The sequence below is a fragment of the Streptomyces otsuchiensis genome, assembly GCF_004305975.1.
Classification (GTDB): Bacteria; Actinomycetota; Actinomycetes; order Streptomycetales; family Streptomycetaceae; genus Streptomyces; species Streptomyces otsuchiensis.
Map to the genome: position 1 here is coordinate 1 of NZ_BHZI01000232.1, position 9,215 is coordinate 9,215.

Sequence of the window (9,215 nt, forward strand, 5' to 3'; positions counted from 1 at the left end):
GCGGGGTCATCGGGGTCCTTCCGGGCCGGGTGGCCGAGGGCCCGGCCCGCCGCCTGACAACGGCGAAGGCCGCCCCTCGGGGCGGCCTTGGTGTCGGTCTGCGGGAACGCGCAGTCAGTGGGCCGCCGGGGGAGCGGTCCACCACCAGGTGCGGATGTTCTGCGCGTGCATGGTCCGTAGCCTAGCGTCGCCCGGGGAGTGCGGGTGACCCCCGTCCTCCCCGCACCGGCCATCTCACTCTCCGGGCGGGCGAATGGACGGTGGCCGGAACGCCTTAACCTGACAGGGTGACCGTGAACGCTGACATCAGCACCCCCATCGCCTCCTGGCGTGACCTTCCCGCGGCGCAGCAGCCTGAATACCCGGACCGGACGGCTCTGCGCGCGGTGACCGCGGACCTGGAGTCCTATCCTCCGCTCGTCTTCGCCGGCGAGTGCGACCAGCTGCGCGCCCGTCTGGGAGCCGTCGCCCGGGGCGAGGCATTCCTGCTCCAGGGCGGGGACTGTGCCGAGGCGTTCGACCAGGTCAGCGCGGAGCAGATCCGCGCCAAGCTGAAGACGCTGCTGCAGATGAGCGCGGTGCTGACGTACGCGGCCTCGGTGCCCGTGGTCAAGGTCGGCCGGATCGCTGGTCAGTACTCCAAGCCGCGTTCCAAGGCGACCGAGCGCCGGGACGGTGTGGAGCTGCCGTCCTACCGCGGCGACTCCGTCAACAGCCCGGCCTTCACCGTCGAGGCCCGTACGCCCGACCCCGAGCGGCTGCGGCGGATGTACCACTCCTCGGCCGCCACGCTGAACCTGGTGCGCGGTTTCACCACCGGTGGCTACGCCGACCTGCGGCAGGTGCACGCCTGGAACCAGGACTTCGTCCGCAACTCGGCCTCCGGTCAGCGCTACGACGCGCTGGCGCGCGAGATCGACTCGGCGCTGAGCTTCATGAAGGCGTGCGGCGCCGACCCGGCCGAGTTCCACTCGGTCGAGTTCTACGCCTCGCACGAGGCGCTGCTGCTGGACTACGAGGCCGCGCTGACCCGCACCGACTCGCGGACCGGCAAGCTCTACGACGTCTCCGGCCACATGGTGTGGATCGGTGAGCGCACCCGGCAGCTGGACGGCGCGCACATCGAGTTCGCCTCGCAGGTCCGCAACCCGATCGGGGTGAAGCTCGGCCCGACCACCTCCGCCGAGGAGGCGCTGGCCCTGATCGACAAGCTGGACCCGGAGCGGGAGCCCGGCCGGCTGACCTTCATCACCAGGATGGGCGCCGACCGCGTGCGGGACCGCCTGCCGGAGCTGGTGGAGAAGGTGACCGCCTCGGGTGCCCGGATCGCCTGGGTGTGCGACCCGATGCACGGCAACACCTTCGAGGCGGCGTCCGGCTACAAGACGCGCCGGTTCGACGACGTGCTGGACGAGGTCAAGGGCTTCTTCGAGGTCCACAAGTCGCTCGGCTCGCACCCGGGCGGAATCCATGTGGAGCTGACCGGTGACGACGTCACCGAGTGCGTGGGCGGCGGCGACGAGATCTTCGTCGACGACCTGCACCAGCGGTACGAGACGGCCTGCGACCCGCGGCTCAACCGCAGCCAGTCGCTGGACCTCGCGTTCCTCGTCGCGGAGATGTACCGGGCGCAGTGAGCGACCGCCCCGCCTCGCCGCCGTCCGTCTCGGCGGGTCGGCGGACGGCCGGGGCGGGTACGCCGCGAGACACGGGCGCGGGACACGGATCACACCGATCCGGGGCCCGCGCCCCTTTCGTGCCCTCGACCGGGTGAGTAAGGTTAGGTTTACCTCACCCCGCCGGGTGGGGTTCGCTACGGGGCCGCTCCGCGAGGCCGGCCCGGTCACCGCCCGGAGGTGAAGGTGTTCGTCTGCTCGTGCTTCGGCATCACCGAGCAGCAGGTCCGCGACCACGCCGCGGCCGGCGCCTGCACCCCCCGTGAGATCGCCTCCCGCAGCAAGGCCGGGACCGACTGCGGCTCCTGCGTCCGTCGCATCCAGGGTCTCCTGGGCCGCGGCGCGCCCTGCGGGCGCCGCGCCGCCACCGCCTCCGAGGAGCGGATCGGTGCCTCCGTGGCCGCCGCCGACCGCCCCGCCGAGCCGTCGCCCGGTGCCGCACCCCACGCGCCGGCCGTTCCCGCGCTGGAACCCGCCGCGGCCTGACCGCCGCGCCCGCCCCCGCACAGGCATCGACCGGATACCGGACCAAGTGGTCCGGTATTTCGCTGTGTACGCGGCCGTATTCGGCCGCCGGAAGCGAGAGCGACACCCGCCGCGCTGAATATGGTAAGCCTTCACTTACTGGACGTAATCGGGTTCGTGGTGCCACCATGCGGCGAACGTTCCCCCCTCCCAGAAGGAGCGCCGCGCGATGCAGGGCGACCCCGAGGTCATCGAGTTTCTCAACGAGCAGCTCACGGCCGAACTCACAGCCATCAACCAGTACTTCCTGCACTCCAAAATGCAGGAGAACTTCGGTTGGACGAAGCTGGCCAAGTACACGCGCGCCGAGTCTTTCGACGAGATGAAGCACGCCGAAATCCTCACCGACCGCATCCTCTTCCTCGACGCGCTGCCCAACTACCAGCGGCTGTTCCACGTTCGGGTCGGCCAGACCGTCACCGAGATGTTCCAGGCGGACCGCCAGATCGAGGTCGAGGCCATCGACCGCCTCCGCCGCGGAATCGAGGTGATGCGCGCCAAGAGCGACATCACCTCGGCCAACATCTTCGAGGCGATTCTTGAGGACGAGGAACACCACATCGACTATCTCGACACCCAGCTGGAACTCATCGAGAAGCTCGGCGAACCGCTGTACATCGCGCAGCTGATCGAGCAGCCGGAAGGCTGAGCCGCCCCACCGGCAGGGCTCGCCGCCACCCCGGCGCGGCCCCTCCGGGGTGGCGGTGCGCCGGGGCGGGGCCGGTCTGTCACCATGGGGCCATGGGTCAGCCGGAGAACGCGGGGGAGCAGGCGTCCCCCGGCTCCGGGCGGCTACCGCCGGGCCAGCGGGAACAGCGCGGCTGGCCGGTCACCCATTACGGCCCCGTTCCGCGCTTCCGCCCCGACCGCTGGGATTTCCGGGTGTTCGGCGCGACGGCGGACGGCGAGAAGAAGAGCTGGAACCACGCGGAGTTCTCCGCGCTGCCGCACGAGACGGTGACCTCCGATCTGCACTGCGTCACGCGGTTCAGCATGATCGACGCCGAATGGGGCGGGGTCCGCGCCCGAAGCGTCCTGGAAATGGTGCCGCCGTCACCTGCGGTGACCCATGTGATGGTGTGGGCCGAATACGGCTACAGCGCCAACCTCCGGCTCGCCGACTTCTCCGCCGAACGGGCGATCTTCGCGACCCACCGCGACGGCGAGGCGCTCACCGTCGAGCACGGCTTCCCGCTCCGGCTGGTCCTGCCCCACCTCTACGCCTGGAAGGGCCCCAAGTGGGTGCGCGGCGTCGAGTACATGACCGCCGACCGGCGGGGTTTCTGGGAGGAACGCGGCTACCACAACATCGGTGAGGTGTGGGCGGAGCAACGGCACTCCTACCAGGAGGAGCCCGGCGACGGCCCGGAGCTGTGAGCCGTCACGCCGCTGACGTCCGCAACTCCTTCAGCAGCCGGATGTCACCGGTGTGCCCCTCGTGGCCGCCCGGCGTCTCGATCACCAGCGGCACGCCCGCCGTCCGCGGGTCGGCCAGCAGCTCGGCGAAGGCGCCCGCCCCGATGTGACCGACGCCGATGTTGGCGTGCCGGTCCTTGCGGGCGCCCACCACGTCCTGGGAGTCGTTGGCGTGGACCAGCCGCAGCCGTCCCGGACCGGCCGCCGCCTCCAGCCGGTCCAGCAGCTCCGTCGCCCCGCCCGGCGCGGCCAGGTCGTGGCCCGCGGCGAAGGCGTGGCAGGTGTCGAGGCAGACACCCAGCCGCGGATGTCCCTCCAGCGCCTCGACGTAGGGGGCCAGATCCTCAGCGAGAGAGCACAGGGAGGATCCCTGGCCCGCGGTCGGCTCCAGCAGCAGCCACGGGTCCTCCGGCTCGGTCAGCTCCGCCAGCAGCGGCCGCAGCAGCCGTCCGGCCTGTTCCAGCGCCACCGCGCGGGGGCGTCCGCCGGTGGCGGACCCGGTGTGCACCACCACACCCTCGGCCCCGATCTCGCGGGCCCGTCGCAGCGAGTGCCGCAACGAGGCCACCGACCGTTCGGCCGTGCCGGGGTCGTGGGAGCCGGGGTTGATCAGATACGGCGCGTGCACGAACGCCCGCAGCCCGGCCTGAGCGCAGCCGTCCCGGAAGGCGGCGTCCTGGCGAGGGTCGCCCGCAGGCGTGGCCCAGCCGCGAGGGTTGGCCACGAAGACCTGGACCGCCTCGGCGTCCAGCTCGCGGGCGTGGGCCAGGCCCACCCTGGCCAGGCCACCGGCGACCCGGACATGGCCTCCGACCGGGTTCCTGGTGCGCGGGGGGCCGCCGTCACCGTCCCCGGCGGCTGGGGTGGCCTCGGCTGCGGTGGCCTCGGTGGCCCCGGCTGCGGTGGTCTCGGCGGCGGGGCGGGCGGCTGTCCTGTCGGTCACGGTGTACCAGGGTGCCACGGCCCCGCCGCGCACCGGCACGCGCCGGGCACACCCGGTGTGCGGCTCCCCGCCCGGTGCCCGGCTCCCCGCCCGGTGCGCGGCTCCCCGCCCGGGACGTGCGACGGCCCGGGACGCCCCGGCGTGGCCGGTGTGCGTCCCGGGCCGTCGGGCGCCGGGGAGGTCGGCCCCGCGCCCGACTCCGGGCCACGCTGCCGCGCTCGTCGCGGTCGGTCGGTTCGGGTTCCGCTCAGTACGGTCCGTCGACGTTGTCGATCGAGCCGTAGCGGTCCGCCGCGTAGTTCGCCGCCGCGACCAGGTTGGCGACCGGGTCGTAGAGGTCGTGCGGGGTCCCGGGGACGTGGTAGGCGTCGAAGGTCGGCTGGATGACCTGGAGCAGGCCGATCGACGGGACGCCGTTGCGCCAGTTGATGTCCCAGTCGTTGATCGCGTTCGGGTCGCCGCTGGACTCGCGCATGGTGTTGCGGTGCAGCCCCTCGTAGGTGCCGGGGATGCCGTGCTCCTCCATGATGTCCAGCGCCTCGGTGATCCAGCCGTCGAGGTCGTCGGTGTAGGTCTTGGGCGCGGGCTCGGCGGCGGGCTCCGGCGCGGCCTCGGCCGCGGGCTCCGCGCGCTCGGCGGACCGGCTGGCCGGCTCGGCGTCGCGAGCGGCGGCCGCCTCCTCGGCGGCCTGGTCCTTGGCGGCCTGCTCCTCGGCGGACACGTTCTCCGCCTCGGCCTGCCTGGCCTCGGCCTCGGCCTGCTGGGCCTCGTCGGCCGCCTGCTGCCGTGCGGCCTGCTCCTGGGCGCGCACCTGCAGCGCCTGCTCGGCGTGGGCCTGCAGGGAGTCACCCGGCTGCAGCTCCATGCCGTCGCGCTGGGCGGGGACACCCGTGTGGGTCAGGTCCCAGGCGGCGTTCTGGGTGGACAGGGTCTGGGCTGCGGGCCGCTCCTCGGCGGAGGCGGGCCCGGGGACGATCGTGAACGCCAGAAGTGCGGCGCCGGCCGTCGCGAGCGAGGCGGTCGCGGTTTTCTGCGTCACCTGCAGGCGGCGGGAAAGCTGACGAGCGGGCATTGCGTAAACCTCGAGTCATCGCGGAAACGTGCGACGTTCTTGCTAACAGCCAAGAAAAGACGCTGGCAAAGACCCGGTGTGCTAGCCCCGATAGTGAAAAGCCCCGCCGCTCCGGTCAGCAAAAGACCGGTGCGGCGGGGAATTCGATGCGGCCCCTAGGGGAAACTCCGGAGAGCTGTTTCCACTAGCGGTGTTCGTATGTGACCCACCTCCTATGGCGGAGGTCACAGAATCGCGGAGTTTGATCAAGGTCGCGGCGGGGGTAAAGGCGCCTACCTGACGTAGATCGTGATGGTGGACCCCTCGGGGGCGGTGTCGCCGCTGTGGACCGACTGGTTGAAGACCGTGCCGGTCAGGAACCAGCGCTGCACCCGCACCTCGAAGCCCGCGTCCTCCAGGATGCCGATGGCCTCGTCCTCGTCCTTGCCGCGGACATCGGGCACCTCGATCATCGCGGGGCCCTTGGAGATGGTCAGGGTGACGGTGTCGCCCTCCCCGGCGGCCTCCCCGGAGTCGGGGGACTGCTCGGCCACCGTGCCCTCCGGGTGGCGGGAGTGCACCCGCTCGCCCTCCGGCTCGGCCTCGAAGCCGGCCTCCTCCAGGAGCTGCATCGCCGTGCCCTCCTGCTCGCCCACCACGTCCGGCACCGGGATCTCGACGCCGCGGCTCACCGTCAGCTCCACCGGGGAGTCCGGGCGCCGCTCCTCGCCGGCGGCCGGCGACGTCGAGACCACCGACCCGCGGGCGACATCCTCGTCGAACTCGTAGGAGACCTTGCCCGGGGTCAGCCCCGCGTCGCCGATCAGCTCGCGGGCGTCCTCCAGCTCCTCGCCGGTGACGTCGGGGACGGTCGCGACCTCGGGGCCGAGCGAGACCGTCATCGTCACTGTGGCGTTGCGGCGAATGCGGTCACCCCGCGCCGGATCGGTGGTGATGACGTTGCCGGCGTCGACCGTCGGCGAGTGCTCCGTCTCCACCTCCACCCGCAGGCCGGCCTCGCGCAGGGTCTGCGTGGCCTCCGCCTCCGAGACGTCGTAGACGCCCGGCGTCGGCATGAACTGGCCGGAATTGACGTACCACAGGCCCACGCCCAGCCCGAGTGCCAGCAGCACACCGCCGACGATCGCCGCCAGGGAGCGGCGCGACAGCCCGCCCGGTCCGCCCAGCCCGCCCAGTCCGGCGCGCAGCCGGCCCAGCCCGCCGCGCCCGGCGGTGGCCGGGGCCCGTGCCGGGGGCGGGGGCAACTCGATCAGTGCCGTCCGTTCCGTCTGCGACGGCTCCCGTGCGGCGGCCGCCGCACGCGCGGGCCGGGACACCACCCGCGTGACGTCCTCCGAACCGCCCCCGTCGTGCTCGGTGCCGCGGGCTCCCCGGGGCAGCGCGTCCAGCTGGGCGTCGGTGAGCTGCGACCGGGTGGTGCGCAGCAGCGAGAACAGCGCCGCCGCGTCCGCCGGGCGCACCTCGGGACGCCGCTCGGCGGCCAGCGCCACCAGCCGGTCCAACTCGGCCGGGGTGCCGGGCTCCCGCAGCGACGGCGCCGGCACGTCCCGGTTGACGTGGGCGAGCAGCACCTGCGCCGGGGAGTCGCCGGTGTACGGCTTCACCCCCGTCAGCAGCTCGTGCAGCATGATCCCGCACGCGTACACGTCCGTCGCCGGACCGACCGTGCCGCTCTCGATCTGCTCGGGGGCGAGATAGGAGACCGTGCCCAGCAGGGACTCGGTGTGCGCGGAGGTGTGGCTGTCCACACCGCGCACCAGGCCGAAGTCCGCCACCTTGACCCGGCCGTCGTCCCCGATCAGGACGTTCTCCGGCTTGACGTCCCGGTGGACCAGCCCCGCGCGGTGCGCGGCGCCCAGCCCGGCCAGGACCGGCTCCATGATGTCCAGCACCGCCCGCGGCTGGAGCGCCCCCGCCTCCCGCAGCAGATCGCGCAGGGTGCAGCCCTCGACGTACTCCATGGCGAGGTAGACGTAGTCGCCGTCCGAGCCCTGGTCCGTCACGCTCACGACATTGGGATGGTTCAGCCGCGCGACGGACTTGGCCTCGCGGATGAAGCGCTCGACGAAGACGTCGTCCGTGGACAGCGCCGGATGCATCACCTTCAGGGCGAGCACCCGGTCCAGCCGGGTGTCCAGCGCACGGTAGACCGTGGCCATGCCTCCGACGGCGACCCGCGCCTGCACGCGGTAACGCCCGTCTATCACCTGGCCGATCAGCGGGTCCTGAAGGGTAGCGTCCACACCGACAGAGTTTACGAGCAGTGACGGACAGGACCGGCCGCCGGAGGTGGCTCCACGCCATTACTGCAGCGGAACGGTGACCTGTCGGCGGGCGGAGGTGCGGCCCGCCGCACTCCTGGTCACTTTGAGTGCGCGCCCGGGTGCGTGACGTCGCCGTTCGGGGCGGGGGTGGCCGTCACTCCCCGAGCAGGTCGAGTGACTCCCGGAACGCGTACTCCGCGCGGTAGAGCGAGCCGTCCGCCTGCGCCTCGTACAGTGCGAGCAAGGTGTCCAGGTCGCTCGCGGCGGCCGCCTCCGCCCACAGCTCCGACTTGGACATGCTGACCCGGGCCAGTCGCAGGGCGTCGCGGTGGACACGCTCGTCCCACACCTCGACCCGCAGCCCGCGCGCCATCGTCTCCGCCGCCTCGACGGCGGTCTCGGCCCAGATGGCCCAGTCCTCCAGCTCCCCGTCGAACGGCTCGGCGAGAAGAACCCGGTCCAGCGGGTTGATCAACCGCAGGAAGGCGCGCTGGGAGTGGTCGAAGTCGGAGAGTGAGCCGCGAACGGAGCGTTCCAGCGGTTCGTCCTCCAGGGACAGCCAGCAGAGGGTCTCCCGGTCGCCCTGCTCCCAGCCGTCCGGCGATGGCGTCATGTGCCCGAAAGTGAGGTCCTCCCGCCCCAGGAGCCACCAGCTGTCCAGCGCGTAGTCGGGAAGCAGGGACGGGCAGTGCTGTTCGGCGTGGGCGGAGAGGGCGGCCTCGCCGGGGTACTCCGGTTCGTCCCCCAGCGTCAGCACGCCGAACGCCTCGGCCTCGTGCGGCTCGTCGCACGCGCGCAGCAGCACCGTGAACAGCTCGTTCGTGAGATCCCCGAGCTGGAAGCAGTCGCCCACCCCGAGCAGGTGGACGTACATCCACCCGGCGACCGGTCGGCCCTCGTCGCCTCCACGCTTGCCGTCGTCGAGATCGAACCAGTCCTCCCAGTCCTCGCCCCCCGGAAGGTCCGACAACTCGGGGGAGCCCGAAGCGCCTTCCGCGTCCGTCTCCGTGTCCACCTCGCCCGGGCCGCCGTCGGCGGACGGGGCGGAGCGCTTCGGATCCCAGTTCAGGGCCACCGGCAGCGCCACGGCGGCGACGGCCAGCTGGATGGCGGCGACGAAGGCGGCGGCGACGGCGAGCGGACGGCCCCGGGACGGACGTACCCGGTGGCGGCGCAGGGCCAGCGCGGACAGCACCAGGGCCACGGGTGCCAGCAGCAGCGCGGAGGCGCCCAGCGCTGCGGTCGACAGGCCGTTGCGCGGCAGTGCCGGTGGCGCCGGCACGCTGCCCGGGGGCTGCGGCGGGTGCGGGGGCCGCGGC

9 protein-coding genes are annotated in these 9,215 nt (G+C 72.6%); 4 read left to right on the plus strand and 5 right to left on the minus strand.

Annotated elements, in window-relative coordinates; translation table 11 throughout:
• Positions 1-114 precede the first annotated feature (114 nt).
• A complete protein-coding gene (locus E0D90_RS28700) occupies positions 115-171 on the minus strand; it encodes a trp operon leader peptide (protein ID WP_498072964.1) in 57 nt (18 codons plus the stop codon).
• A gap of 116 nt (positions 172-287) precedes the next feature.
• Between E0D90_RS28700 and E0D90_RS19795 the strand changes: the two genes are divergently transcribed.
• The 4 genes from E0D90_RS19795 to E0D90_RS19810 all read left to right on the plus strand — a co-directional run bounded on the left by E0D90_RS19795 (position 288) and on the right by E0D90_RS19810 (position 3,578).
• Complete coding sequence (locus E0D90_RS19795; RefSeq protein ID WP_103501717.1) at positions 288-1,637, plus strand: class II 3-deoxy-7-phosphoheptulonate synthase; 1,350 nt, start codon at positions 288-290, stop codon at positions 1,635-1,637.
• Positions 1,638-1,862: 225 nt separating this feature from the next.
• Positions 1,863-2,162, plus strand: a complete 300-nt coding sequence (locus E0D90_RS19800; RefSeq protein ID WP_130799477.1) for a (2Fe-2S)-binding protein — start codon at positions 1,863-1,865, stop codon at positions 2,160-2,162.
• A gap of 208 nt (positions 2,163-2,370) precedes the next feature.
• Positions 2,371-2,850: a bacterioferritin gene (gene bfr / locus E0D90_RS19805; protein ID WP_103500429.1), complete on the plus strand. Its 480-nt coding sequence runs from the start codon at positions 2,371-2,373 to the stop codon at positions 2,848-2,850.
• A gap of 92 nt (positions 2,851-2,942) precedes the next feature.
• Complete coding sequence (locus E0D90_RS19810) at positions 2,943-3,578, plus strand: sulfite oxidase-like oxidoreductase (protein ID WP_103500430.1); 636 nt, start codon at positions 2,943-2,945, stop codon at positions 3,576-3,578.
• A gap of 4 nt (positions 3,579-3,582) precedes the next feature.
• On the opposite strand, the gene E0D90_RS19815 is transcribed toward E0D90_RS19810, so the two are convergent.
• From E0D90_RS19815 to E0D90_RS26700, 4 genes are all read right to left on the minus strand, one after another.
• On the minus strand, positions 3,583-4,560 hold the full coding sequence (locus E0D90_RS19815; protein WP_130799478.1) for a deoxyribonuclease IV: 978 nt from the start codon (positions 4,558-4,560) through the stop codon (positions 3,583-3,585).
• A 247-nt stretch (positions 4,561-4,807) separates the two neighbouring features.
• Complete coding sequence (locus tag E0D90_RS19820; RefSeq protein ID WP_130799479.1) at positions 4,808-5,632, minus strand: transglycosylase SLT domain-containing protein; 825 nt, start codon at positions 5,630-5,632, stop codon at positions 4,808-4,810.
• A 272-nt stretch (positions 5,633-5,904) separates the two neighbouring features.
• Entirely contained in the window at positions 5,905-7,875 is a 1,971-nt protein-coding gene (pknB, locus tag E0D90_RS19825; protein ID WP_130799480.1) for a Stk1 family PASTA domain-containing Ser/Thr kinase, read from the minus strand.
• A 175-nt stretch (positions 7,876-8,050) separates the two neighbouring features.
• Positions 8,051-9,215: hypothetical protein (locus tag E0D90_RS26700; protein WP_157996898.1), on the minus strand; the 1,165-nt coding region annotated here is incomplete at its 5' end.